We start from the raw sequence: 23,518 nt of genomic DNA on the forward strand, positions 1-23,518 counted from the left end.
GATGCTTCTCCTTCACCGGCAGGTACGTGCCGGACGATCCGTAGTGAATGGATGATATTCAGTTGTGGCGAAACCGCTGACGAACCAGACCGGCCGGGCAGGCGGGGCATCGCTGGTTTTAGTATGTCACGACCACTCCGAGGGGTCAGCACGAGGCGCTCCAGGGCCACTTCGGCAGCGGTCGCACGGTTCTACCTTTGAAACAGCCTGTGAATGGAGCCCCCGTGTTTGGAACACTCAGATCGTGGCTCTAGGATCGGGGTTGCGTTTGCATAGACTTGGCTGCGTGTGTCCGACAGGACCAGCAGCGCTTCCCACCTACCAAGAGGTTGAGACTCAATGACCATTTCCGGTTCGGCTGACAATCGTCCGACGAAGAACGAAAGGCGCGAAGCGGCGCGCGAAAAGGCACGCGAACTGCGCGAGGCGCAGAAGAAGCGGGAGCGCCGCAACAAGATTCTGGTCCAGGGTGGCGTGGTCATCGGGATCATCGCAATCGTTGCGGTGGTCGCGCTCATCCTTGTGAACACGCTGAAGCCAGCCGGACCCGGGCCCAAGAACATGGCCAGTGACGGCATCGTGATCGGTGAGGGCCTGGTCGCCCAGACCACTCCGGCGCTCGCCATGGGTGACGCCCCGATTCCAACCACGCCCAACACCACCGGCGATGTGGTGCAGATCAGGGTTTACCTCGACTACCTCTGCCCGGCGTGTGGCATGTTCGAGGCGACCAACAACGCTCAGATCAGGGAATGGTTGAACAGCGGCGCTGCGACTCTCGAGGTACACCCGCTCGCCATGCTGGTCAACCAGTCTTCCGGAACGAAGTATTCACTCCGGGCCACGAACGCCGCGGCCTGTGTGGCGAACTATTCGCCCAACCAGTTCTTCGATTTCAACGAGCTGATGTTCAAGAGCCAGCCGAAAGAAGGCTCGACCGGACTGACCGACGAGGAGATCCAGAAAATCACGGCCGATTCGAAGGTGGAGAATCAGTCGGCGATCAACAGCTGCATCGTCGACCAGCAGTTCAAGCCGTGGGCGAACGCAGCCACCGACCGCGCACTCGGACAGCCCATCCCGAACTCCAACGTCGACGAGTTGAAGGGCACCCCGACGGTGGTCGTCAACGGCAAGTACTACCAGGGCAGCATCCAGGATCCGAAGGAGTTCGCGCAGTTCATCCAGGAAGCCGCGGGCGCCGCCTACGAGTCGTCGACGCCGTCTGAGGCGCCATCCGACGCGCCGTCACCGTCGCCGAGTCCAGCCGGTTAGGATAATGCTGGCACCTTGTCGGCGCGCACGTCGTGCCACCTCGGTGTCCTGCCGGCCTGGCGCAATTGGTAGCGCACCGCTCTTGTAAAGCGAAGGTTACGGGTTCGAGTCCCGTGGCCGGCCCCGACAGAAGCCCCAGAACCACGTGTTCTGGGGCTTCGTCGTTTGTGCCCACAGTGCGCATCGCGCGGGTGCTCTTTCCCGGCGCGGGCGCCGCCGAAATGTGCGACCATGTCCCACGTGCCAGAGACTACAGATGAGATCGCCGCGGTCGGCGAGGACTCCGCAGACGCTACCGGTCCCGCAGGCGCCGCTCGTGCGGCAGGCGCTGCCCACGCTGCTGGCGCGGGCAGCCCCACCGTCAGGGCCCGGCGCCCTGCCCCGGTTGCGCTGGCGCTCGCCGTCGCGCTGGGGATCGGCGCGATTTCAGCCACCCAATCTCGGGTCAACGGCGAGCTCGGCCGTCGGCTCGACGATGGTTTCATCGCGGCCGCACTGTCATTCGGTTCGGGGCTGCTCATCCTGGCTGTGGCGCTGGCACTATCACCGGTGGGTCGGCGCGGCATCGGCCGGGTGAGAACGGCGCTCCGGGAACAGCGGTTGCCGTTCAGCTATCTACTCGGCGGCTGTGCGGGAGCACTATTCGCACTCTCGCAGACGTTGACGGCCGCCGTTCTCGGCATCGCCTCGTTCACGATCGCAGGCGTCGCCGGCCAGATGCTCGCCGGCCTGCTGATCGACCGAACCGGCTACGCGGCCGACTTCAAACGCACCCTCAGTGGGCAACGCGTCCTGGGGGCGACGCTGGTGCTGGCCGCCGTGGTCTGGGCAGTGTCGTCGCAGGTTCGCACCGAGATCCCGGAGTGGATGCTCATCCTCCCGTTCCTCGCCGGGCTGGGCACCGGCTGGCAGCAGGCGGTCAACGGTCGGGTGCGGGTCGTGGCCGACAGCGCTCTCACAGCCACGTTCACCAGCTTTGCCGCCGGCACGATCGTGCTGGTGGCGGCTGTGCTCATTCGGGCACTGTTCGCGGACTGGCCGAGCGGCTTTCCGGCCGAGCCGTGGTTGTACAGCGGGGGCTTGCTCGGCTGCATTCTGATCGGCGCGTCTGCGGCTCTGGTGCGCACCACCGGGGTGCTCCTGATGGGCCTCGGCATCATCAGCGGACAGTTGGTCTCGGCCCTCGTGATCGACCTGTTCTGGCCGACAGAGGGCAGTCAATTGAGCGTCATCACCGTGCTCGCTGTGGGAGTGTCCCTCATCGGGGTCACCGTGGCGAGTCTGCGCCGCCGAACGTTGTGACCCCGAGTGCGACCGCGAACCGGTCCGCGGTCACAAGGCCGAAAGGAACTGTTCGGGGTCGACGGGTCTCTTGCCGCCGCCGGTCTGCGGCTGCGCGATGCCGCCGACGTAGAGCCAACCGAGCAGGCGCTCATTCGATGCCAAACCGTGCACCTTGGCGACGGCCTTCGAACGGGTGTGGCTTCCTGTTCGCCACATCACACCCCAGCCGGATTCGTGCAGCAGCAGACTGAGCAGGTGCGCCACACCCGCTGCGGTCGCATCCTGCTCCCACTTCGGAACCTTCTCACTCGGGCGACGCACCGCAATCACCGCGATCAGCAGGGGCGCCCGCAGGGGCTTCGCCGCCAGTTTGTCGGCGGCGTGCCCGGTCAGCTTCGCGTCCTTGGCGAACGCCCGACCCAACTGCTCACGTGCCTGGCCGCGGAGCTCGACCAGACGCCACGGATTGAGGTTGCTGTGGTCGGCGACCCGGCTGACGGCGGCCACCAGCGGGAGGAGTTCGTCTCGACTGGGCGCGTCGTCGGTCACCTTCGAGTAGGAGCGGCGCGCAAGGACCGCCTCGTATGCGGATGTCGCGGGCCCGACGGTGCTCACTCGGTCTCGTCTGCCGGCGTGAACCCCAGCGAAACGGAGTTCATGCAGTAGCGGTCGCCGGTGGGCGTGCCGAATCCGTCATCGAAGACATGCCCGAGGTGGGAGTCGCAGGCCGCGCAGCGCACCTCGGTGCGCTTCATTCCGAGCGTGTTGTCCTCGAGCAGGGTGACTGCCTCGGGGCGCACCGACTCGTAGAAGCTCGGCCAACCGCAGCCGGCGTCGAACTTCGTGCCGCTCTGGAAGAGTTCGGCACCGCAGGCGGCGCAGGTGTAGGTTCCGGCACGGGATTCGTCGAGCAATTCACCCGTCCACGGGCGCTCGGTGCCGGCCTTGCGCAAGACGGCGTACTGCTCGGTGCTCAGCAGCTCGCGCCACTCGGAATCAGTTCGTTCAATCCTTGTCATGGTTCTCATTCTCTCCCGGATTGGGTATCACTGTGCTTGGGTGTCACTGTGAAGGCGCGTCGACGTGACGGGATGCCGACTCTGTAGACAACAGGGCGCGAGTGTCGGACATTCCTGATCATTCCGGCGAGTTGCGGCTCCGGGCACGGCACCGGCCGTGCGCCTGACGCGGCAGCCGCACGCGCGCAATTAGGATTGGTCGGGATGTGGGCGCCCAGCAGCCCATCCGCGACCGACGATCCCACGGTGTCGATCCCACGGTGTCGATCTCACAGTGTCGATCTCACAGTGTCGAGCGAAGGAGGACGATGAGCACCGCACGCATGAAGGACTCCGAGTCGGCGCCTCCGCCCGCGCTCTCCGACCGCGACAAGCGGATTCTGGACTTCGAACGCCAGTGGTGGAAACACGGTGGTGCCAAAGAAGAAGCCATCCGCCGGGAGTTCGACCTCTCTGCGGCCCGGTATTATCAGTTGCTGCGCTCTTTGATCCAGTCGCAGGCAGCACTCGTGCATGATCCGATGCTCGTCAAACGACTCCAACGGGTGCGCGATGCCCGTGCAAATGCCCGGAACCACAGCGAAGGACAGCACGACTAGACATCATGGCCACCTCATACCCACCTGATCGATTCGACGAGATTCCCGACGGGCTGAAAAGGGTCGGAGCGCATCGCGCCCCGCCCAAACGGGGCTCGGCGTGGAAGCGGTTCGCATGGGCAGCGATCATCGTCATCGTGCTGGTCGCGGTGGGGGTGGCTGGCCTGTTCATCGCAAGTGGGCGCATCAACCTGGGGGCCGGTTCCGGAACGGGGTCGGAGCCCGTGGCCTCGGCCTCCTCCAAGCCTGCGGCGGAGATCGCAATCAACCGGGATCTCACCGTGACCGTGCTGAACGGGAGCGAGACCGACGGTATCGCCGACCAGGTCGGAGACACGTTGTCCGCGAGCGGCTGGAAGATCGGAACACGCAACAACGCCAGTGATCGCTCGATCCAGGAAACCATTGTCTACTATGCCTACTCGGACGATCTGGGCGCGGCGCTGGCCCTCGCACAGGAGGTCGGCGATGCGCCGACCGCGCTCTCGCCGAGCATCGCAGAGACCGGGGCACAGTTGATGGTCGTGCTGGGCGCCGACTTCCGGTGACCGGCAGAGCACGCGGTGACAGGGAGATTGGCAAGTTCGCGTATTAGTCTGTCGGACGTGACTATTCTCCAGCCGCTCGCCCGCCTGCGCACACCAGCCATCGCCCTGATCGTGGGGTCATTGGTGTTCGCGATGGCCGGGTGCAGCCCCGATGAACCACAACCAGCGGCGTCTGCGTCAGCCACTCCGGCTCCAAGCCCGAGTTTCAGCTCCACCTATGTCACGCCCGACCCGACCGCGATTGCCCCGCTGACTGGTGTGACAGTGCCCGCCGGAAGTCTGGCGAACCCGGCGCTGAGTGTGAAGATCGACAACCACGAGGCCGCCCGGCCGCAGATCGGCCTGAACCAGGCCGACCTCGTCTTCGAAATCCTCGTCGAGGGCGGATTGACGCGCTATCTGGCTGTCTGGCAGTCGGATATTCCGAAGCTGATCGGACCGGTGCGGTCGATCCGACCGGTTGACCCTCAGATCGCCTCAGCCTTCAACGGAATCATCGCGTACTCCGGTGGACAGCAGATGTTTGTTGACAAGATGCTGAACACCCCCGTTTTCAACGCAATACATGGTCAGGCATCCACAGACAGCGTCTTTTATCGTGCCGACGATCGATCGGCGCCGCACGACGTGATCCTGCGTGCCCAGGATCTGGTGGCCCAACATGCCGACCTTGCCGCACCCCCGGTCCAATTCGCGTTCTCTCTCGACGGCCCATCATCGACTGCGGCGAAGGACGGCGAGCCCACAGCCAAGATCACCGACGTCATGAGTGACATCCGCACGGTGGCATGGGCATGGAGCGAGAAGAGTGGCACCTGGTTGCGCAGCACTCGTGACGGTAAAGACCTCGACGCCAGCGGCAAACAGTTGCACGCGACCAACGTCATCAGCATGGTCGTCGACACCGATTGGCGCTACGGCTACATTCCGTGGCCGACGGTGGTCGGCAAGGGCACCGCTTTCGTATCGAGCGAGGGCAAGTCGATCAGGGTGACCTGGAGCAAGAAGTCGGCCGAGGCTCCGATCCGCCTGGTGGACGGGCAGGGGGCCACTGTGCGGCTTGCGCCCGGAAACTCCTGGTTTCAGTTGGTGCCCAACGGCAGCGGATCGGTGTCTCTGACGCCGCCAACCTCCTGAGCACTCGGTTCAACGGCCCCGTCGGCGCCCCCGATGCTGGCAGAATGTCGGGTTCGATTCGTCTCTACTTGCACTCGGCGGTGTCGAGTGCCAATATTGTGTTAGCACTCTATCGATCCGAGTGCTAACGAGTCCGAGTCTTTTATAGACGTCCGGGAGGGACGAAAAACACACATGGCAAAGATGATTGCTTTTAACGAAGAAGCCCGTCGCGGTCTCGAGCGGGGCCTGAACACCCTGGCCGACACCGTCAAGATCACCCTTGGGCCGCGCGGCCGCAACGTGGTTCTTGAGAAGAAGTGGGGTGCCCCCACGATCACCAACGATGGCGTGTCCATCGCCAAGGAGATCGAGCTGGACGATCCCTACGAGAAGATCGGTGCCGAGCTCGTCAAGGAGGTCGCAAAGAAGACCGACGACGTGGCCGGCGACGGAACCACCACGGCGACCGTCCTCGCCCAGGCACTGGTTCGCGAAGGCCTGCGAAACGTCGCAGCCGGCGCCGACCCGATCAGCCTGAAGCGTGGAATCGACAAGGCAGTTGAGGCTGTTGTCGAGAGGCTCATCGCCAACGCGAAGCCGATTGAGACCAAGGAAGAGATCGCGGCCACCGCCTCGATCTCTGCTGGAGACGAGACCATCGGTGCGATCATCGCCGAGGCGATCGACAAGGTCGGCAAGGAAGGCGTCGTCACCGTCGAGGAGTCGAACACCTTCGGCACCGAGCTCGAGCTCACCGAGGGCATGCGCTTCGACAAGGGTTTCCTGTCGGCATACTTCGTGACCGACGCAGACCGCCAGGAAGCCGTCTTCGAAGACCCCTACGTCCTCATCGTCAACTCCAAGATCTCCGCGATCAAGGACCTGCTGCCGATCGTCGACAAGGTCATCCAGTCGGGCAAGCAGCTGCTGATCATCGCAGAAGACGTTGATGGCGAAGCGCTGGCCACTCTCGTGGTCAACAAGATCCGTGGCATCTTCAAGTCGGTTGCCGTCAAGGCTCCGGGCTTCGGTGACCGTCGCAAGGCCCAGCTGCAGGACATCGCCATCCTCACCGGTGGCCAGGTCATCGCCGAGGAGGTCGGTCTCAAGCTCGAGAACGTCACCCTCGACCTGCTGGGCACCGCGCGGAAGGTTGTCATCACCAAGGATGAGACCACCATCGTCGACGGTGGCGGCGACGCCGAGCAGATTGCCGGCCGCGTGCAGCAGATCCGCAACGAGATCGAGAACACCGACAGCGACTACGACCGCGAGAAGCTGCAGGAGCGCCTGGCGAAGCTCGCCGGCGGTGTTGCAGTGATCAAGGCCGGAGCCGCGACCGAGGTCGAGCTCAAGGAGCGTAAGCACCGCATCGAAGACGCCGTTCGCAACGCGAAGGCTGCCGTCGAAGAGGGCATCGTCGCCGGTGGCGGCGTGGCGCTCATCCAGGCGGGCAAAGACGCGTTCGAGAAGCTGGAGCTCACCGGCGACGAGGCAACCGGCGCGAACATCGTCAAGGTTGCCATCGACGCCCCGCTCAAGCAGATCGCTGCCAACGCGGGCCTCGAGCCCGGTGTGGTCGCCGAGAAGGTGCGCCACTTGGACATCGGTTACGGCTTGAACGCCCAGACCGGTGAGTACGTCGACATGCTGGCTGCTGGCATCAACGACCCGGTGAAGGTGACGCGCTCCGCGCTGGTCAACGCCGCGTCGATCGCCGGCCTGTTCTTGACCACCGAGGTGGTTGTGGCAGAGAAGCCCGAGAAGTCTGCTCCGCCGATGGGTGACCCGTCGGGTGGCATGGACTTCTAAGTCTGAACTGCACCGCAGCTGAATGATTGAATGGCCGGGCGTCTCCTTCGGGAGGCGCCCGGCCATCGTTAACGGCGCGATCGTCCCTGGCCGATGGAGCAGTGTGGGCCGCTGATCGGGCCCCTGAGCAGGCCGCTGAGCGTACCGACTATGCGAAGAGGCGGGCGTTGGCCTGTTCGATGTCTGCGTACTGTCGGCCGGCATGGGTCAATGCGCCCGCGATGGAGCCGAGGTCTTCCTCCATGCGCTGGTGGGTCACGTACCACGACGCTGCGATCGCCTGGAACGCGGTGGCCGCCTGACCGCTCCATGCGGATTCCAATTGGGTCAACTGGTTCTTCAGATTGTTGCTCTCTGCCTCCAGTCGCCCCATGGTGGCCCTGATCGCTGCAGCCTGGCCGTCTACGACCTCGCTATCGACGTGATACCGCACGGTCACTCCTTCGGTTCGATCTATCCGGCTCGTTCCACCCGGCTCGCTGTCTCCGGTTCGGTGCGGCCCACAACGGGCCTGCACGACCCACAGTACGAAGACAGACGCGGGGACTCACTCTGAAGGGCGGGTTCGGGGGAGAGGTGCTAGTTCTCGTCGTCGACGAGGAGGGGAAGGGTGACCCGGAATGTGGCGCCGCCACCGGGGGTCTCCAGCGCCTCCACGACCCCGCCGTGGGAGGAAACGATCGACGAGACGATGGCCAGTCCCAGGCCGCTGCCCCCGGTCTCCCTCGTGCGCGACGAGTCGGCCCGCCAGAATCGCTGAAAGATCTTCTGTCGAATCTGTTCGGGGATGCCTTCGCCGTGGTCGATGACCTCCAGCGTCGCCCGGCGGTTCGCCTCATCCACGGCCACAGCGATCTCGATGGGGGTGTCGATGTTCGTGAATCGGGCGGCGTTGCCCATCAGATTCGTCACAACTTGGCGCAACTTGTTCTCCTCGCCGAGCACGATCGCTGATGCCGGGGCCGTGGGGTGAGCCTGCGGCCGAGGTTCCGGCGGCTGCACTGGTGCCCCAGCCCGTTGTGCTGGCGGTTTTCGAACGCGACGCCCCCGAAGACGGGCGATGGTGGCGCCGGCAAGTGCGATCGGGCCGGTGCTCGGGGCGGGATCATCTTTGGCGACGGGGGCGGAATGCGTCGAAAGTGGGGCGGTGGCCGCGGTCGCCCCCGACGCCTCCGGCAAATCGCCTGAAGGGCTCTCCCCCTGCTTCGTCAGGGTCATCAGGGGGGTGTCGGTCACAGCCAGATTGTTGGTCACCACGGTGACCACCCTGCCCGGAGCACTCGCCATGGCATCCAGTGCGGCATCGCGCGCGATGGGCACCAGGTCGACCGGACCCACTTCCCTCGGCCGGGTCTCGTCGAGCCGGGCGAGCTCCAACAGGTCCTCGACCAGGCCGCCCATGCGGATGGCCTCCTTCTCGATGCGGTCCATCGCCTGGGCGACTTCCTCGGGCGACTGCAGGGCGCCCATCCGGTAGAGCTCGGCGTAACCGCGCACAGAGACGAGCGGGGTGCGTAGTTCGTGACTGGCGTCACCGACAAAGCGGCGCATCTGGTCGATCGTGCGTGCCCGGTCGAGGAACGCTCGGTCGATACGGCTGAGCATGGTGTTGAGCGAACGATTGAGGCGGCCGACCTCGGTGTTTGGCGTCGGGCCGGGCAATCGTTGACTGAAGTCGCCTTCGGCGATCGCGGCCGCGGTCTGCTCCACCTCGCGCAGGGGAGCAAAGGTGCTGGTCACCATCACTCGGGTCAGCAGGGCGCCGAAAGCGACCACGGCGATGCCGAAGCCGAGAAATATCGCCAGGTACGTGGCCATCACCGCGTCGACCGAGGACGTGGCGACCGCGATGATGGCTGTGCCCCGGGCGCCATTGGGAACCTGGAAGGCGATCTCGCGCGCCACGGCGTGGAAGTCGGTGCGACGGTCGAGGCTGTGAAGCTCGAGGATCGACTGCTTGGTCAATATCTGGCCGGTCTCCAGCGTGAGGTTGGTGGGCAATACCGGGAGCTTTGCGCTCGGAGTGTCCATCCAGTTGCGGTTGACCAGGTTGCCGTAGGCGTCGAAAAGCGCGACGAAATACTCGGAGTCACCGCTTTCAGATTTCACGATATTGGGGCTCTCCACCGCCTGCGGCAAAAAGGAGTTCAGGTTGCCGGACGCGGTGGATTCCAATTGTGCGTCGAGTTGGTCGACGAGTTTCGGCTTGATCATGGCCATGGTGCCGATGCCTGAGACCAGAAGGCCGAAAGTCAGGACCAGAACCGTGACGCCCGTGATCTTGGAGCGCAGGGAAACCGCATTCCACCGTTCCGACAGGGTTGGGTGCATGGGCAGGGCAGTCTCCTCAGGGCATCGTGAGTGGTGCCTTGATTATGCCTTGGCAGCCTTGAGCATGTATCCGAATCCACGCTTGGTCTGGATCAGCGGCTCGACCGAGTGCACATCGAGCTTGCGACGGAGGTACGAGATGTAGGACTCGACGATGCCGGCGTCGCCGTTGAAATCGTATTCCCAGACGTGGTCGAGGATCTGAGCCTTGCTGAGTACCCGGTTCGGGTTGAGCATGAGATAGCGCAGCAGCTTGAACTCGGTGGGGCTGAGCTCGATCGACTCCTCGCCGACCAATACCTCATGGGTGTCCTGGTCCATGGTCAATTCGCCGGTACGAATGATCGCGTCTTCTTCGGCGTGCATGGTGCGTCTGAGGATCGCCTTGATGCGGGCGACGATCTCATCGAGGCTGAACGGCTTGGTGACGTAGTCGTCGCCGCCCACGGTCAGCCCGGTGATCTTGTCCTCGGTGTCGTCCTTCGCGGTGAGAAAGAGAATCGGGGCGGTGTAGCCTGCCGAGCGCAGGCGCTTGGTCACGCTGAAACCGTTCATGTCGGGGAGCATCACGTCGAGGATGATCAAATCAGGTTCCTCTTCGAGTACTGCCGAAATCGTCTGAGCACCATTTCCCACTGCGCGAACTGCGAAGCCGGCGAAGCGAAGGCTTGTCGTCAGGAGATCGCGAATGTTGGGCTCGTCGTCAACTATGAGTATGCGTGGTCCGTCCATGACCCAAGTATCTGCGTGTTAGCTGAAAGCAGTCTGGGAGTTCGTTCGAGGGGTTCCCGGGCCCTCCTGTTCGACACCTGATCGTTTGGTTCACGGATCGGCCACAGCGGCGGCGGTCACTGCCCGAACGCAGCATCGCCCGGCCCCGGGCTCGCTCCTGATGCTGCATTCGCAGCCCGTGGCGCCTTCAGCGATCCCGGATACCAGCTCGAAATTGAGCGAACAGACGGTATCGCGATGATTCTCTGAGAGGCGATGGAAGGGGCAGTTGCCCATCACGAGTCCACCGGCGGGATCCTCCCTGGGTTCGTAGCCGCCCTGTTCCAGTGCCGTGACGAAGTCACCGGCCGATGCTCCCATCGCCCGGCCCCGGTCGCGGGCGATTCGAGCCAACGCCTGCGCTACCTGCTCGCCTGTGTTATTGGACTCGTCGATGGCCTCGGCCATGAGGTCGCCGGCCAACTCGTACTGACGAGACGGAACGGATACCGTCACCTCGGTGTCGGCGCGGCGGTACAGCTTGGCGGGACGTCCCGACCCGGGACCGGTCTTCCCCGTCAGGCGACGGAACTCGACGTTGAGCAGGCCGTCATCGGCCAGTCGATCCAGCTGGAAGGCTGCGGTGCTGCGGGTGAGCCCGAGGGCGGAGGCCGCCTCGTCGCGGGATGTCGGCTCGTCGCGGCCGGCGACGAACTCGTACAGGGCGAGCCGGGAGGGGTCATCGAGCGCGGTGACGGCGGCGAGGGAGGCGCGGAAGTCGGGGGAGTTCATGGCATCATTCTAACTCTAAAAGTGAAAATGCTTGACAGAAGAAGCGCGGAGAATCTAAAGTTCAAATGTACGGCTTTAGAGATTTGTGTCAGAAGGGAACCATCATGACCAGTCAGACCACCGAGAGCGCCGCGCGCGTGGAGCCGCTGAGGAAGGTCGGGTGGGCGGACCCGTCAAAGCAGGCCTTCGGCCTGTTGCGCACCGTCTTCACCATCGCCCCGATCATCTTCGGCCTGGACAAGTTCTTCAACCTGCTCACGTATTGGCCGCAGTACCTGCCACATCTGGTGACCGACGTGGTGCCGATGACGGCTCAACAATTCATGTTCGTGGTCGGCGTGATCGAAATCATCGCCGGTATCCTGGTCGCCGTTCGTCCGCGGCTCGGCTCCCTGGTTGTCGCCCTCTGGCTCGCGGGGATCATCGTCAACCTGCTCATCCTGCCCGGCTTCTTCGATGTCGCGCTTCGCGACTTCGGCCTGTTGATCGCCGCACTGGCGCTGTACCGCCTCTCCTTCGCACATGACGGACGCACCTCGAGATTCTTCATCTGATGTCTGTGATCACGCTGATCAACCGCCCGGCGCGCACCGGAGCAGGCCTCCACGTGGTGCAGAACTCGGCACCGATCGATGAGGAGGCTGCTCGACGTGCTATCAGCGACCTGCTGCGAGCACTCGGGAAGGATGTCACCAACCCGCACCTGGCCGAGACACCGCGTCGCGTCGCCCAGGCCTTCGCCGAGATGCTCACTCCGCGAGAGTTCGACCTGACGACGTTCGAGAACGAGGAGGGCTACGACGAGTTGGTTCTGGTGCGGGACATTCCCTTCCATTCACTCTGTGAACACCACTTGTTGCCATTCTCGGGTGTGGCCCATATCGGTTATCTCCCGGGGGATCGCATCATCGGCCTGTCCAAACTGGCCCGCGTGCTGGAGTTGTTTGCATTGGATCTTCAGGTGCAGGAGCGACTCACCAAGAACGTGGCCGACTGGTTGGAGGAGAACCTGCAGCCTCGCGGCGTCGGGGTGGTCCTCGAGGCGGAACACCAATGCATGTCGTTGCGCGGGGTGAAGGTGCACGGATCACACACGGTCACCAGCGCGCTTCACGGGTGCTTGCGGGAGGACTCGCGTTCCCGGCAGGAGTTCTTCACTCTCGTCGGGCTGCGCTCCTGACCGACGGGGTGCACACGGGTCGGGCGCCGGAGCCGGTCAGGCGTGGGAACGCGTCAATGAGAGGATGAATATTGACGTGCTGGCCCATCACCGGGAGACTCAATCCATGGACACCGCCCGAACCGCGACGAATTGGTGCTCGTCCGGTATCTTCGTGCCTGAACTTGCAACCCCCAGGCGCCAGATCGCGGGCAGGGAGTTTGATTTCGACCGGCAGGTCGCGGTGATGGCGATTGTGAACCGCACCCCCGACTCGTTCTATGACAAGGGCCGCACCTTCGCGCTGGATGCAGCGATCGATGCGGGCCGCCGGGCGTGGGAGGCGGGAGCGGACTGGGTCGACATCGGCGGAGTGAAGTTCGCGCCGGGGCCTCCCGTGCCGGTCGCTGACGAGCTTGAACGGATCGTGCCGGTGGTCGAGGCGTTGCGCCAGATCGATGGCCTGGTGATCTCGATCGACACGTTCCAACCCGCGGTCGCGGCGGCCAGCATCCGGGCCGGCGCCAATGTGATCAATGACACCACCGGTCTGGCTGATCCCGAAATGGCCCGTGTGATCGCCGACAGCAACGCGCAGGTGATTATCACGCACAGTCTGGCCGAGGCGCGCAGACCCTACCCGAAGCCGATCTACCACGATGTGGTCGCCGAGGTGGTGGCTCATCTGGGCGAGCGCGTGCAACGGGCGAGGGCGGCGGGCATCCCCGATGATCGCATCATCGTCGACCCCGGCCACGACCTGAACAAGAACACCCTGCACTCGCTGGAGCTGACCAGACGGTTCGCCGAACTCACCCGACTCGGTTTTCCGGTTCTGGCTGCCGTGTCGAACAAGGACTTCATCGGTGAGAGCCTCGACCGCGCGCAGGGAGACCGGTTGGAGGGATCACTGGCGGCCGCGGTGATCTGCATGATGAATGGTGCACGGATCGTTCGCATGCACGATGTGGAGGCCGCTGTGGCCGCCGTGCGCATGACTGAAACCGTGCTGGGCTTTCGTGAGCCCGCGTACCTGCGCCACAACAGGGAGTGATCATGCCCACGCAACAGACGATTCATGAAATGGCCGCACTCGATCTGGCCGAGCTGATCGGGCACTACGCGCTCGACGACCGCACCGTGCCGCACCTCCGACTGAACTTCGTGTCGAGCCTTGACGGGGCGGCGACCCTCGATGGCCGTTCGGGAGGTCTGGGCAACGAGCAGGACCAACGGGTCATGAATGCTTTGCGCACCTTCAGTGACGTGGTGCTGGTGGGCGCGGGCACAGTCCGCGCCGAAGGGTACGGCGGTCTGGATCTCGGCCACGACTCGGTCCGATGGCGGGTGGAGAACGGACTGCCGGCCGAGCCGGTGTTCGCGATCGTCTCCGGACATCTTGATCTGGACCCGGAATCGGGACCGTTCGTCGACCCTCCTGTTCGGCCGCTGATCTTCACCCACGACGGCGCCCCGGCGCACCGCAGACGCGCGCTGTCCCGAGTGGCCGACGTGATCACCTGCGGCACCAACACCGTTGATCTACGTCAGATGCGTGCTGAATTGAACGCGAGGGCGTTGCCCCAGGTGCTCTGTGAAGGCGGGCCGTCGCTGCTCGGATCGATGTTGGAAGCTGATGTCGTCGATGAGCTATGCCTCTCGCTCGGCGCGACGATGGTCGGTGGCGAATCGAGGCGAATCGCGGTGAGCGACCACGAGACCGTCCGGCATATGCGCTTTGCCGGGGTGCTTCGTGCAGACGACATGCTGCTGCTGCGCTACCTGCGCCGGTAACGTGGGGGCATGACAGAAGTCACCGGGTTCCGCAGTTACGTCGCAATTGGCGACAGCTTCACCGAAGGGGTCGGCGACGAGCGCGATGACGGCCGTGTACGGGGCTGGGCCGACCTGGTGGCGCTCGGGTTCGCGCTGGCCAGCGATGAGCCGGTGCTCTATGCCAACCTGGCCATCCGTGGGCGCAAGCTGAAACCATTGCTGGACGAGCAACTGCAACCGGCAATCCAGCTTCGACCAGAACTCATCAGCATCAACGGTGGCGGGAACGATATCCTGCGCCCCCGCGTTCAGGTGGAGTCGATTGCACGGCTGTTGCTCGACTCCGCGGCCGAGGCTGTGGCGGCCGGCAGTCACGTTCTGCTGCTGAGCGGGGCCAACCCGTCGCGGAACATGCCGTTGGGATCGGTTTTCTCTCGGCGTGGGACCGAACTCGACGACGCCGTGCGCGCCGGAGTGCCGGCCGATGGCGTCACGTTTGTGGACAACTGGGTGGATGAGGCGCTCGGTGACATCCGATACTGGTCCGCTGACAAACTGCACCTGAACCCGCTCGGCCACGCGCGTGTGGCCAGTAACGTCCTGACCGAGCTGCAGGTGCCGGTTCCCGCCGAGTGGGGGATTGCCGAGGTGGAAACCGCCCCCGCCGGTGAACGCGGGAGGGGCACCTTCGAGTATTATCGACGTTTCGTTCTGCCCTGGGTCGGGCGCCGGCTCACCGGCCGTTCTTCAGGAGACGGGCGCACCGCCAAGATCGCAGAGCTGATACCGGTCGATCCGACTCAGGCCTAGCCGCGCACCGTGCCCATCTGCCCCAGCGGTGCAGGGAGCACGTTAGCGGGGAGATCGCGTCTGACGGCGGCGTTTGACGCCGCTGGTGACAATGAGCAACAGGATCAACAGGAATCCGACAGGCAGGCCGACCCGCGGGAAGAATGCCAGAATCAGCCAGAACCCGGAGGCAAACGTGTCGCCACTGACGCCCATGGCACCGGCGAGCAGCACGGCAAACAGGGCGATGATCGACAGCACGATCAGTCCGGCTCCGGTGTATGCAAGCACGGTGTCGAGGCGGCTGGTTGAGTTCTTGTTGTCATCGGTCACGTATCAAGGATAGGCGGGCATCCGCCACGGCCTAAACTAGAGGTTGCCCAATACAGGAGGATCACACACATGCCCACCGGCAAAGTCAAGTTCTACGACGAAGACAAAGGTTTTGGCTTCATCACCTCCGATGACGGCCAACAGGTCTTCCTCCACGCCTCGGCGCTCCCGGCAGGGACCACCTCCGTCAAACCGGGCACCAAGCTCGAGTTCGGGATCGCCGACGGTAAGCGTGGTGCCCAGGCGCTCTCGGTGCGCATCCTCGAGGCTCCGCCGACAATGGCGCGGCTGAATCGCAAGGCGGCGGACGACATGGTGGTCATCGTCGAGGATCTGGTGAAGGTTCTCGACGGAATCGGTACCGACCTTCGGCGCGGGCGGTACCCGGAGAATGCGCACAGCCGAAAGATTGCCTCCCTGCTGCGAAAGGTCGCTGATGAATTCGACGCCTGATGTGACCCCGCCTGTAATGACGGCGCCTGGAATGACCGCGCCTGATGACATCGCGACAGGAGTCGCTGTGACTGATGCAGCGGTGACTGATGCCGCTGTGACGGAAGAAGCAGCCACTGAAGACGTGGCAGCTGAACACGTAGTGACCGAAGGTGTAGTGACCGAAGGCGCAGCGGGTGGAGACGAAGTGGATGAAGTCGTCGTGGCTGAAGATGTCGTGGCTGGTCACGGTGCAATAGAGGAGGCTGTGCCCGTTGAGGCGGATGCCGTTCTCGCGGCCGCCACTGATTTGGCCCGCACCGCGCTGGTCGAGATCACCCCGATCGAAACGATCGGCGCGGTTGTCGACCAGGTCGTCGGCGGCACACACGTGCTCACCCTGTTCTTCGAGAATGCGCTGCCCGGTTACCGCGGGTGGCGGTGGAGCGTGACACTGTCTCGCGTGGATGACCGGGCGCAGCCCAATGTGCTCGAGATGGGTCTGGTTCCTGGGGCCGATTCGATCATCGCTCCCGACTGGGTGCCGTGGTCTGACCGGTTGGCCGAATACAAGCTCAGCCAGGAGAACGCGGAGGCCGAAGCGGCTGCTGCGGCCGCCGGTCTCGAACAAGAAACTACCGGCGACGATCAAGACGACAACATCGACGACGAGGACGACGACCTCGACGAGGACGATCTGGTCGACGATGAACTCGATGATGCACTCGACCACTTGGACGAGGACGACATCATCGCAACGGACAGTGACGCCCTCGACGACGACGACGACGACGACGACGACGATGACGATGACGACGATGACGATGACGACGACGATGACGATGACGACGACGACGACGACGATGACGATGACGACGATGACGACGACGATGACGACGATGACGACGATGACGACGACGATGACGACGATGATGACGACGACGACAGCGGGTCCGACCGTCGCAATTGATTGACAAAGCGCCAGGGGCGGGGCATCCGCGCGGGTGTGCCCTCCCGTCCTCCGCGCCACTGAGCCGGTGGCCTGATCGCCACTAGGCTGGGGCGAAGTATTTCTGACTGGAGTATGAGATGACCGATCTGATTGACACGACAGAGATGTATCTTCGTACGATCCTGGAACTCGAAGAAGAGAACATCGTGCCGTTGCGTGCCCGCATCTCTGAGCGTCTTCGCCATTCGGGGCCGACGGTGTCGCAGACGATCGGGCGCATGGAACGTGACGGGCTCGTCGTGGTCACCGGTGACCGTCACCTGGAACTCACCGCCCGTGGCCGCCAGAAGGCGGTCCATGTGATGCGTAAGCACCGGCTCGCCGAGCGACTGCTGAGTGACGTGATCGGGCTCGAGTGGGAATACGTGCACGAGGAGGCATGCCGCTGGGAGCACGTGATGAGCGAGCGCGTTGAACTGAAGATCCTCGAATTGCTGGGCAGCCCGACCGAGTCACCGTACGGCAACCCGATCCCTGGTCTGGAGGAGTTGGGGGCAGCGCCCGCGAAGTCGTTCGCGCAAGGTGTGAGTAACATCGTCGACGTCGTGGCCGAAGCGGCCGGGCCGGTGGAGACTGTCATTCGCCGGCTGGGGGAGCCGGCACAGATCGAGCCGGAACTGCTGCTGCAGCTGAAACAGGCAGGGATCATTCCCGGGGCGCGGGTGACGATCTCGCCGGCCGGAAGCCACACTCGCGTCGCTGCGACGGGTTTCGGCGACGGTTTGGAGTTGCCGGCCGACATCGCCAACCACATCTTCGTTTCCGTTTAGACACATTCCTGCCGTTCAGACACATTCCCGCCGTTCAGGCGATTTCCTGCCGGTCACGCGAATCCCTGCCGTTCAGACTCACGAGAATGGGTTACTCTATTTTCTTGACGACGCGCGAGCCGAGGAGCCAGATGACATCGCAGGCCGTGAGGAGTGCCACCCCGACCAGGGGTGAGCGGTCCAGGCTGCCCGCGAACGGATTCGGCTGTCAGCTGAGCACTCAGGTCACACAGGTCAGAGCGGGTTCTGTCGTCCAGACAGAGCCCCTTTCTCGTGTGGGCGCCTGAAAAACAACCCCATCGGGATCCTTCGTTCGCTGACGTCTCTACCGGTAGATCTGGAAGCCGTCCAGAGCAGTACGGAGGAAGAATGCGCACATTGGTCCTGAACGCGGGCTACGAACCGCTCGCCGTCGTCTCGTTCAAGCGAGCCGTCGTGCTCGTGCTGAACAGCAAGGCCACCGTGATCCTCAGTGATATCGATCACCCCGTACACAGCGCATCGGGCACGTACGAGCGGCCATCGGTGATTGTGTTGACGCGTTACGTGAAGATCCCCAGGGCCCGGCTCGTGCCCGTCAGTCGGCGCGGGATCCTCAGGCGTGACGGGCAGCGATGCTGCTATTGCGGTCACACGGCGACCACGATCGACCACGTGCTGCCGAAGTCGCGCGGCGGAGACGAGAGCTGGGAGAATCTGGTCGCCTGCTGCCTTGGCTGCAACAACAAGAAGAGTGACCGTACACCCGGTGAGATGGGCTGGTCGATGCGATTCAACCCCCGCATACCGCACCACACAGCGTGGATGGCACGCGGGCTCGAGAGCGCCGAGCCGCAGTGGGGGGAGTACCTGGCCCCTCTCGCCGCGTGATGCCGGTGTTCCGCACACCCACAATGTGCGCTGCCGCGCCGCAGCCGAATGGGTCGAGATGAACCCGGTCGGCGTCTCCGCTAAACTCGATGGGTCAGCCTCTGTAGCTCAATGGAAGAGCAGGTCCGTCCTAAGGATAAGGTTGGGGGTTCGAGTCCCTCCAGGGGCACTTCCGGCTTGATTCGTGGCTCGAACACCGCACCACCCGGTTCGGGGTTGCCTTTTCGGTTCTCGGTGGGCGCCGCCAGAGATCATGCTGCGGCGTCGGATACGTTCGCGGAGGCGATCCTCCGGCTGGCTATCAGGGATGGGGCATGTCCGTGCGCTGACGACGGCCTATGCCGGTGATTCCGATGATGCCGACGAGGTCCCGGAAAGTGCCGAAGCCAAACCCGACGTCACCTGCAGCTGTGATAACCGCGGGCCGAAGCCGAAGCCGAAGCCGAAGCCGAAGCCGAAGCCGAAGCCGAAGCCGAAGCCGAAGCCTCAGTCGGTGCCGGCGTCGAACATGGCTGCCTCGGATGCCGCGTCGATCGCGTCGGCCAGCGCCTCATCCCGCGCGTTCAGGTGGCTGCCCTCGGTGATTTCGGCCGACTCGCCCTCGGCCAGCTCTCCGACCAGCTCGGCGGTGGCGCCGCCGATTATGCCCTTTGCAGCATATTGCTCCAGACGCGCACGAGAGTCGGCAATGTCCAGATTGCGCATGGTGAGTTGTCCGATGCGGTCGATCGGACCGAACACGGCATCACCGACGCGCTCCATCGACAGGCGCTCGGGTGTGTAGCTCAGTGACGAACCGGTGGTGTCGAGGACGGTGTAGTCCTCGCCGCGCCGCAGACGGACGGTGACCGAACCGGTGACGGCAAGGCCGACCCACTTCTGAATCGACTCGCGCATCATCAGCGACTGCGGGTCGAGCCAGCGGCCCTCGTACATCAGGCGCCCCAGACGGCGCCCCTCGGAATGGTACGTCGCAATCGTGTCTTCGTTGTGGATCGCGGTCAGCAGCCGCTCATAAGCGATGTGAAGCAGCGCCATGCCGGGAGCCTCGTAGATGCCGCGGCTCTTCGCCTCAATGATGCGGTTCTCGATCTGGTCGCTCATGCCCAGGCCGTGGCGGCCACCGATCGTGTTCGCCTCGTGCACCAGCGCGACCGGGTCACCGTACTCCACGCCGTTGATCGCGACCGGGCGTCCCTCGCTGAACGTGATGGTGACATCCTCGGTGGCGATCTTCACGGAGTCGTCCCAGAAACGCACCCCCATGAGTGGTTCCACGGTCTCCAGAGAGACATCGAGGTGCTCCAGCGTCTTCGCCTCGTGCGTAGCGCCCCAGATGTTCGCGTCGGTGGAATATGCCTTGTCCGCGGAATCGCGGTAGGGAAACCCACGTTCCACCAACCACTCGCTCATCTCGGAGCGGCCGCCGAGTTCGGTGACGAAGTCGGCGTCCAGCCAGGGCTTGTAGATGCGCAGGCGGGGGTGGGCGAGCAGGCCGTAGCGGTAGAAACGCTCGATGTCGTTTCCCTTGTACGTCGATCCGTCACCCCAGATGTCCACGTCGTCGTCGCGCATGGCACGCACCAGCAAGGTGCCGGTCACGGCTCGGCCGAGGGGGGTGGTGTTGAAGTAGGTGCGGCCTGCTGTGCGGAGATGGAAAGCGCCGCAGGCGAGTGCCACCAGACCCTCCTCGACAAGGGCGGCCTTGCAATCGACCAGGCGGGACAACTCGGCGCCGTATTCCAGAGCGCGTACCGACACGGAGTCGATGTCAGGCTCGTCGTACTGTCCGAGGTCACCGGTGTATGTGCACGGAATTGAACCCTTCTCGCGCATCCAGGCGACGGCGACCGAGGTGTCGAGGCCCCCGGAGAAGGCGATGCCGACGCGTTCGCCGACGGGAAGGGAGGTGAGAACTTTAGACATGGCTCCCAGCTTAGTGAAGACGGGCGTCTGCTCCGGCCAGTCGGTTCCCACTGCGGAGGAGATGGCTGAAGGAAACACCGGGGCGTTGAGCGCCCCACCGTAACTGTCGGAATCTCTGGCGTCCGCGTTGGTAAAATGTTAGGGTCTATTAACTCAAATTCGACCGTACTCGTAGGGGTTACCGTGGACTTCTCTGAAACACCCGAGCATGCTGAACTGAAATCAGCCGTCGCTTCGATCGTCGCACCGTTCGGTCGCGACTACTACGTGCAACACGCAAAGGATCGCGAACCCTGCGATGAGGTGTGGAGCGCCCTGGGCGACGCCGGCTTCATCGGAGTGAACATCCCCGAGGAATACGGTGGTGGCGGCGGAGGCATGCTCGAACTCGCGCTGGTGTGCGAGGAGGGTGCCGCTCAGGGGGTGCCGCTCCTGTTGATGCTCGTCTCGGCTGCGATCTCTGCCGAGGTCATCACCGAGTACGGCACCGACGACCAGAAGTCGCGCTGGCTGCCGGGGTTGGCCGACGGCACATCGAAGGTCGTCTTCGCCATCACCGAACCGGATGCCGGCAGCAACTCGCACCGCATATCCACCACGGCCACCAGGGACGGCGACGAATGGGTGCTGTCTGGCTCCAAGTACTACATCTCCGGCGTCGACGAGGCAGACGCCCTGCTCGTGGTCGCCCGCACCGGGCAGCGAGATGAGGGCACCGGCGGCCAAGGACGCGCAAAACTGTCCCTGTTCATCGTGCCGATCGATGCGCCGGGCATGGAGAAAACACCCATCGACATGGATGTGATGCTGCCGGAGAAGCAGTACACGCTCTTCTTCGACGGTGTTCGGCTCGGCGCCGATGCCCTCGTCGGGGAGGTGGACAAGGGGTTCCAGCAGGTCTTCCACGGCCTCAACCCGGAGCGCATCACGGGTGCGGCGCTGTGTATCGGCATCGCCAGGCACGCCCTGAACCAGGCCGCCCAGTACGCCAACGAGCGCGAGGTGTGGGGCGTTCCGATCGGTGCCCACCAAGGGGTGGCGCATCCGTTGGCGATCGCCAGCATGGAGACCGAACTGGCGGCACTGATGATGCGCAAGGCAGCCTGGCTGCACGACAACGGTCTGCCGGCGGGGGAGGCGTCCAACACCGCGAAGTACGCGGCAGCCGAAGCAGCGCTGTCCGCAATCGACGCGGCCGTGCAGACCCACGGCGGCAACGGCCTTACCCGCGAATACGGGCTGATTCCCTATTGGGGACTGGCCCGCCTCCTCCGAATCGCCCCGGTCAGCCGGGAGATGATCATCAACTACATCGCCCAGCACAACCTTGGGCTGCCCCGTTCCTACTGAGTGAACACAGGGAGAACCGTGCCGGTACTGCCCAAAACAGGCACAGTTGGTGCTGTGGTACGTATTTTGCCTGTTTCCGCCGACGGGTGCGCGTCGCACGCCAGCAGGTTCAGGCGAGTTCGCCCGCCACCAGGCGCCTGGTCACGTCGGTGAACAGCGTCAACCCGGCCACGCAGTCCTCGTCCGACGTGTGCTCGCGCTCGTTGTGCGAGATACCGTCGGCGCTCGGAACGAACAGCATGATCGACGGTACGACATCCTTCATATTGGTCGAATCGTGGCCGGCGAGTGTCATGATCGTGCGGCTGCTGAGCCCCAACTCGTTGGCAGCGGCCTCGGCCAGCGCCACACCCTCCGGCTGGTAGGCGAGTAGGCCCCAGCGGTGCTTCAGGTTCAACTCGATGCGCACGCGCGCCTTGGTCTCGGCCTCTGCGGCCGCCTTCTCCAGCAGGGCGATCGCCTCGTCGAGCACGGTCTCGTCTGCTGAGCGCAGATCCATGTTGAACGTGGTCTCCCGGGCGACAGTCACGGGGGAGTTCGGCAGAACCTCCAAATACGATACGGCGGTGTGCAGGATGCCGGGGGTGAAGTTGTCGACCACCTCGCGTGCGGCGGTGATCATCATGGCGGCGCCGTAGAGCGCGTCCTGCCGGTCTTCCATTGCGGTGGCACCCGTGTGCGACTGTTCGCCATGCACCGTCACCAGGAACTTGCGTGCGCCCCACGTCTTGTCGACCAGGCCAATCGTGATTCCGTCGCGCTCCAACAGGCGACCCTGCTCGATGTGGATCTCGCCGTAGCAGGCGACCGCGGGCCCGGCATAGCCGTCCCTGGCGATCACGTCGTTCATTGACTCGCGCACGCTCACCCCGGCCACATCGAGGGTGTCCAGTGCCTCGTCGAGGTTGAGCTTGCCGGTGTACACGCCGCTGCCCATCATGCTCGGTGTGAAGCGGCAGCCCTCCTCGTTGAACCAGTTCACAACCGCGACGTTGTGCTTTGCCGTGAGCTCACCGGAAGCCAGCATCTCGGCGATGCGTGCGGCGGCGAACGCCGCAGCGAAGACGCCATATGCCCCGTCGAACTTGCCGCCCTTCGGCTGGGAGTCCAGGTGCGACCCGAGCAACACATAGGGCGCCCCGGGAATGTGTTCAAACAGTCCGAACTGGTTGCCGATGCCGTCGAATCGGATGGTGAACCCACGCTGGGTCAACCACGCAGCCAACCATTCTCGGGTCTCGTGGTCGGCCGCAGTTCCCGCCTGGCGCTCCACTCCGCCGCGATCCGTCGCTCCGATCGCGGACAGTTGGGCGAAGTCGCGCAGAAAGGATTCATTGGTGAGGGGCATCGATCTTCCTTCGTTCCTGGAGGTTCTGAACCTGGAAGCTCAGACCCTGAACCTTATGACTCGTCGTAGACGTTGTACCGCAACTCGCAACGGTGCGAGGGCCGTTTCCGGCTTTGTGTCGCCGGAGCGGTTGCCGGCAGTGTCGTGCTGGAGCCGTTTCCGGCACCGGGCACAGTTTAGTCAGAGCACAGTTTAGTCAGTCTTCACCGTTCGTTCGCCGTGTGCACGCGGCGGCCCGGTCGCTTTGTGATAATGGGCACTGG

The 23,518-nt window shown here is 64.0% G+C and carries 25 protein-coding genes and 2 tRNA genes; 18 read left to right on the top strand and 9 right to left on the bottom strand.

The annotated features are described in order from the left end of the window. Positions 1 to 339: 339 nt before the first annotated feature. The 3 genes from DL891_RS03935 (at position 340) to DL891_RS03945 (ending at position 2,577) form a co-directional block, all read left to right on the top strand. Positions 340 to 1,275 carry a thioredoxin domain-containing protein gene (locus DL891_RS03935; RefSeq protein ID WP_111719138.1) on the top strand — a complete coding sequence of 312 codons (936 nt, stop codon included), beginning with the start codon at positions 340 to 342 and terminating at the stop codon, positions 1,273 to 1,275. Between the two features lie 50 nt (positions 1,276 to 1,325). Then, positions 1,326 to 1,398: transfer RNA gene (locus DL891_RS03940), tRNA-Thr, on the top strand. 108 nt (positions 1,399 to 1,506) lie between these two features. Then, positions 1,507 to 2,577, top strand: a complete 1,071-nt coding sequence (locus tag DL891_RS03945) for a DMT family transporter (protein WP_111719139.1) — start codon at positions 1,507 to 1,509, stop codon at positions 2,575 to 2,577. 30 nt (positions 2,578 to 2,607) lie between these two features. Here the strand turns inward: DL891_RS03945 and DL891_RS03950 are convergent, their stop codons facing one another. After that, on the bottom strand, positions 2,608 to 3,174 hold the full coding sequence (locus tag DL891_RS03950) for a nitroreductase family protein (protein ID WP_111719140.1): 567 nt from the start codon (positions 3,172 to 3,174) through the stop codon (positions 2,608 to 2,610). Then, on the bottom strand, positions 3,171 to 3,578 hold the full coding sequence (gene msrB / locus DL891_RS03955) for a peptide-methionine (R)-S-oxide reductase MsrB (RefSeq protein WP_111719141.1): 408 nt from the start codon (positions 3,576 to 3,578) through the stop codon (positions 3,171 to 3,173). The genes DL891_RS03950 and msrB overlap by 4 nt, the downstream gene beginning before the upstream one ends. Before the next feature lie 308 nt (positions 3,579 to 3,886). Between msrB and DL891_RS03960 the strand changes: the two genes are divergently transcribed. From DL891_RS03960 to groL, 4 genes are all read left to right on the top strand, one after another. Further along, positions 3,887 to 4,177, top strand: coding sequence for a DUF3263 domain-containing protein (locus DL891_RS03960; RefSeq protein WP_111719142.1), 291 nt, complete (start codon positions 3,887 to 3,889; stop codon positions 4,175 to 4,177). A 5-nt stretch (positions 4,178 to 4,182) separates the two neighbouring features. Continuing rightward, entirely contained in the window at positions 4,183 to 4,725 is a 543-nt protein-coding gene (locus tag DL891_RS03965) for a LytR C-terminal domain-containing protein (RefSeq protein ID WP_111719143.1), read from the top strand. A gap of 57 nt (positions 4,726 to 4,782) precedes the next feature. Beyond that, the gene (locus tag DL891_RS03970; RefSeq protein ID WP_111719144.1) at positions 4,783 to 5,862 is read left to right on the top strand and encodes a DUF3048 domain-containing protein; all 1,080 of its coding nucleotides are present in this window, start codon (positions 4,783 to 4,785) and stop codon (positions 5,860 to 5,862) included. Between the two features lie 174 nt (positions 5,863 to 6,036). Beyond that, positions 6,037 to 7,656, top strand: a complete 1,620-nt coding sequence (gene groL, locus DL891_RS03975; RefSeq protein ID WP_111719145.1) for a chaperonin GroEL — start codon at positions 6,037 to 6,039, stop codon at positions 7,654 to 7,656. A gap of 148 nt (positions 7,657 to 7,804) precedes the next feature. On the opposite strand, the gene DL891_RS03980 is transcribed toward groL, so the two are convergent. The 4 genes from DL891_RS03980 to DL891_RS03995 all read right to left on the bottom strand — a co-directional run bounded on the left by DL891_RS03980 (position 7,805) and on the right by DL891_RS03995 (position 11,490). Next, positions 7,805 to 8,089, bottom strand: a complete 285-nt coding sequence (locus DL891_RS03980) for a WXG100 family type VII secretion target (protein ID WP_111719360.1) — start codon at positions 8,087 to 8,089, stop codon at positions 7,805 to 7,807. 146 nt (positions 8,090 to 8,235) lie between these two features. Beyond that, on the bottom strand, positions 8,236 to 9,987 hold the full coding sequence (locus tag DL891_RS03985) for a cell wall metabolism sensor histidine kinase WalK (RefSeq protein ID WP_111719146.1): 1,752 nt from the start codon (positions 9,985 to 9,987) through the stop codon (positions 8,236 to 8,238). Positions 9,988 to 10,029: 42 nt separating this feature from the next. Continuing rightward, entirely contained in the window at positions 10,030 to 10,719 is a 690-nt protein-coding gene (locus DL891_RS03990) for a response regulator transcription factor (protein ID WP_111719147.1), read from the bottom strand. Positions 10,720 to 10,809: 90 nt separating this feature from the next. Next, positions 10,810 to 11,490, bottom strand: coding sequence for a metalloregulator ArsR/SmtB family transcription factor (locus DL891_RS03995; RefSeq protein ID WP_111719148.1), 681 nt, complete (start codon positions 11,488 to 11,490; stop codon positions 10,810 to 10,812). 104 nt (positions 11,491 to 11,594) lie between these two features. Between DL891_RS03995 and DL891_RS04000 the strand changes: the two genes are divergently transcribed. The 5 genes from DL891_RS04000 (at position 11,595) to DL891_RS04020 (ending at position 15,235) form a co-directional block, all read left to right on the top strand. Then, positions 11,595 to 12,044 (top strand): hypothetical protein, encoded by a 450-nt coding sequence (locus tag DL891_RS04000; protein ID WP_111719149.1) that lies wholly within the window; start codon positions 11,595 to 11,597, stop codon positions 12,042 to 12,044. Further along, positions 12,044 to 12,670, top strand: coding sequence for a GTP cyclohydrolase I FolE (gene folE / locus DL891_RS04005; protein WP_111719150.1), 627 nt, complete (start codon positions 12,044 to 12,046; stop codon positions 12,668 to 12,670). The genes DL891_RS04000 and folE overlap by 1 nt, the downstream gene beginning before the upstream one ends. 106 nt (positions 12,671 to 12,776) lie before the next feature. Continuing rightward, the gene (gene folP / locus DL891_RS04010) at positions 12,777 to 13,703 is read left to right on the top strand and encodes a dihydropteroate synthase (protein ID WP_111719361.1); all 927 of its coding nucleotides are present in this window, start codon (positions 12,777 to 12,779) and stop codon (positions 13,701 to 13,703) included. Between the two features lie 2 nt (positions 13,704 to 13,705). Next, on the top strand, positions 13,706 to 14,443 hold the full coding sequence (locus DL891_RS04015; protein WP_111719151.1) for a pyrimidine reductase family protein: 738 nt from the start codon (positions 13,706 to 13,708) through the stop codon (positions 14,441 to 14,443). Between the two features lie 9 nt (positions 14,444 to 14,452). Continuing rightward, the gene (locus DL891_RS04020) at positions 14,453 to 15,235 is read left to right on the top strand and encodes an SGNH/GDSL hydrolase family protein (RefSeq protein ID WP_111719152.1); all 783 of its coding nucleotides are present in this window, start codon (positions 14,453 to 14,455) and stop codon (positions 15,233 to 15,235) included. A gap of 42 nt (positions 15,236 to 15,277) precedes the next feature. Here the strand turns inward: DL891_RS04020 and DL891_RS04025 are convergent, their stop codons facing one another. Next, on the bottom strand, positions 15,278 to 15,547 hold the full coding sequence (locus tag DL891_RS04025) for a hypothetical protein (protein WP_111719153.1): 270 nt from the start codon (positions 15,545 to 15,547) through the stop codon (positions 15,278 to 15,280). 69 nt (positions 15,548 to 15,616) lie between these two features. On the opposite strand from DL891_RS04025, the gene DL891_RS04030 reads away from it, so the two are divergent. From DL891_RS04030 to DL891_RS04050, 5 genes are all read left to right on the top strand, one after another. Further along, a complete protein-coding gene (locus DL891_RS04030; protein WP_111719154.1) occupies positions 15,617 to 16,000 on the top strand; it encodes a cold-shock protein in 384 nt (127 codons plus the stop codon). 67 nt (positions 16,001 to 16,067) lie between these two features. Next, positions 16,068 to 16,949, top strand: a complete 882-nt coding sequence (locus tag DL891_RS04035) for a DUF3027 domain-containing protein (RefSeq protein WP_232818999.1) — start codon at positions 16,068 to 16,070, stop codon at positions 16,947 to 16,949. Between the two features lie 119 nt (positions 16,950 to 17,068). After that, positions 17,069 to 17,761 (top strand): metal-dependent transcriptional regulator, encoded by a 693-nt coding sequence (locus tag DL891_RS04040; protein ID WP_111719156.1) that lies wholly within the window; start codon positions 17,069 to 17,071, stop codon positions 17,759 to 17,761. A 369-nt stretch (positions 17,762 to 18,130) separates the two neighbouring features. Further along, on the top strand, positions 18,131 to 18,631 hold the full coding sequence (locus DL891_RS04045; RefSeq protein ID WP_111719157.1) for an HNH endonuclease: 501 nt from the start codon (positions 18,131 to 18,133) through the stop codon (positions 18,629 to 18,631). Positions 18,632 to 18,728: 97 nt separating this feature from the next. Beyond that, positions 18,729 to 18,800, top strand: a tRNA-Arg gene (locus DL891_RS04050). A gap of 317 nt (positions 18,801 to 19,117) precedes the next feature. On the opposite strand, the gene argG is transcribed toward DL891_RS04050, so the two are convergent. Continuing rightward, on the bottom strand, positions 19,118 to 20,557 hold the full coding sequence (gene argG / locus DL891_RS04055; protein WP_111719158.1) for an argininosuccinate synthase: 1,440 nt from the start codon (positions 20,555 to 20,557) through the stop codon (positions 19,118 to 19,120). 183 nt (positions 20,558 to 20,740) lie between these two features. Between argG and DL891_RS04060 the strand changes: the two genes are divergently transcribed. Continuing rightward, positions 20,741 to 21,907: an acyl-CoA dehydrogenase family protein gene (locus tag DL891_RS04060; protein ID WP_111719159.1), complete on the top strand. Its 1,167-nt coding sequence runs from the start codon at positions 20,741 to 20,743 to the stop codon at positions 21,905 to 21,907. 109 nt (positions 21,908 to 22,016) lie between these two features. Here the strand turns inward: DL891_RS04060 and DL891_RS04065 are convergent, their stop codons facing one another. Next, positions 22,017 to 23,255, bottom strand: a complete 1,239-nt coding sequence (locus DL891_RS04065; RefSeq protein WP_111719160.1) for a M20 family metallo-hydrolase — start codon at positions 23,253 to 23,255, stop codon at positions 22,017 to 22,019. Positions 23,256 to 23,518: the final 263 nt, after the last annotated feature.

The organism is Homoserinimonas sp. OAct 916, from assembly GCF_003260275.1.
GTDB lineage: Bacteria > Actinomycetota > Actinomycetes > Actinomycetales > Microbacteriaceae > OACT-916.

Excerpts from the sequence above, each read along its gene's own strand:
- DL891_RS03935 (WP_111719138.1), top strand. The coding sequence starts at position 340 with ATGACCATTTCCGGTTCGGCTGACAATCGTCCGACGAAGAACGAAAGG.
- DL891_RS03945 (WP_111719139.1), top strand. The coding sequence starts at position 1,507 with ATGTCCCACGTGCCAGAGACTACAGATGAGATCGCCGCGGTCGGCGAG.
- msrB (WP_111719141.1), bottom strand. The coding sequence starts at position 3,578 with ATGACAAGGATTGAACGAACTGATTCCGAGTGGCGCGAGCTGCTGAGC.
- DL891_RS03960 (WP_111719142.1), top strand. The coding sequence starts at position 3,887 with ATGAGCACCGCACGCATGAAGGACTCCGAGTCGGCGCCTCCGCCCGCG.
- DL891_RS03965 (WP_111719143.1), top strand. The coding sequence starts at position 4,183 with ATGGCCACCTCATACCCACCTGATCGATTCGACGAGATTCCCGACGGG.
- groL (WP_111719145.1), top strand. The coding sequence starts at position 6,037 with ATGGCAAAGATGATTGCTTTTAACGAAGAAGCCCGTCGCGGTCTCGAG.
- DL891_RS03985 (WP_111719146.1), bottom strand. The coding sequence starts at position 9,987 with ATGCACCCAACCCTGTCGGAACGGTGGAATGCGGTTTCCCTGCGCTCC.
- DL891_RS03990 (WP_111719147.1), bottom strand. The coding sequence starts at position 10,719 with ATGGACGGACCACGCATACTCATAGTTGACGACGAGCCCAACATTCGC.
- DL891_RS03995 (WP_111719148.1), bottom strand. The coding sequence starts at position 11,490 with ATGAACTCCCCCGACTTCCGCGCCTCCCTCGCCGCCGTCACCGCGCTC.
- DL891_RS04000 (WP_111719149.1), top strand. The coding sequence starts at position 11,595 with ATGACCAGTCAGACCACCGAGAGCGCCGCGCGCGTGGAGCCGCTGAGG.
- folE (WP_111719150.1), top strand. The coding sequence starts at position 12,044 with ATGTCTGTGATCACGCTGATCAACCGCCCGGCGCGCACCGGAGCAGGC.
- folP (WP_111719361.1), top strand. The coding sequence starts at position 12,777 with ATGGACACCGCCCGAACCGCGACGAATTGGTGCTCGTCCGGTATCTTC.
- DL891_RS04015 (WP_111719151.1), top strand. The coding sequence starts at position 13,706 with ATGCCCACGCAACAGACGATTCATGAAATGGCCGCACTCGATCTGGCC.
- DL891_RS04020 (WP_111719152.1), top strand. The coding sequence starts at position 14,453 with ATGACAGAAGTCACCGGGTTCCGCAGTTACGTCGCAATTGGCGACAGC.
- DL891_RS04030 (WP_111719154.1), top strand. The coding sequence starts at position 15,617 with ATGCCCACCGGCAAAGTCAAGTTCTACGACGAAGACAAAGGTTTTGGC.
- DL891_RS04040 (WP_111719156.1), top strand. The coding sequence starts at position 17,069 with ATGACCGATCTGATTGACACGACAGAGATGTATCTTCGTACGATCCTG.
- DL891_RS04045 (WP_111719157.1), top strand. The coding sequence starts at position 18,131 with ATGCGCACATTGGTCCTGAACGCGGGCTACGAACCGCTCGCCGTCGTC.
- argG (WP_111719158.1), bottom strand. The coding sequence starts at position 20,557 with ATGTCTAAAGTTCTCACCTCCCTTCCCGTCGGCGAACGCGTCGGCATC.
- DL891_RS04065 (WP_111719160.1), bottom strand. The coding sequence starts at position 23,255 with ATGCCCCTCACCAATGAATCCTTTCTGCGCGACTTCGCCCAACTGTCC.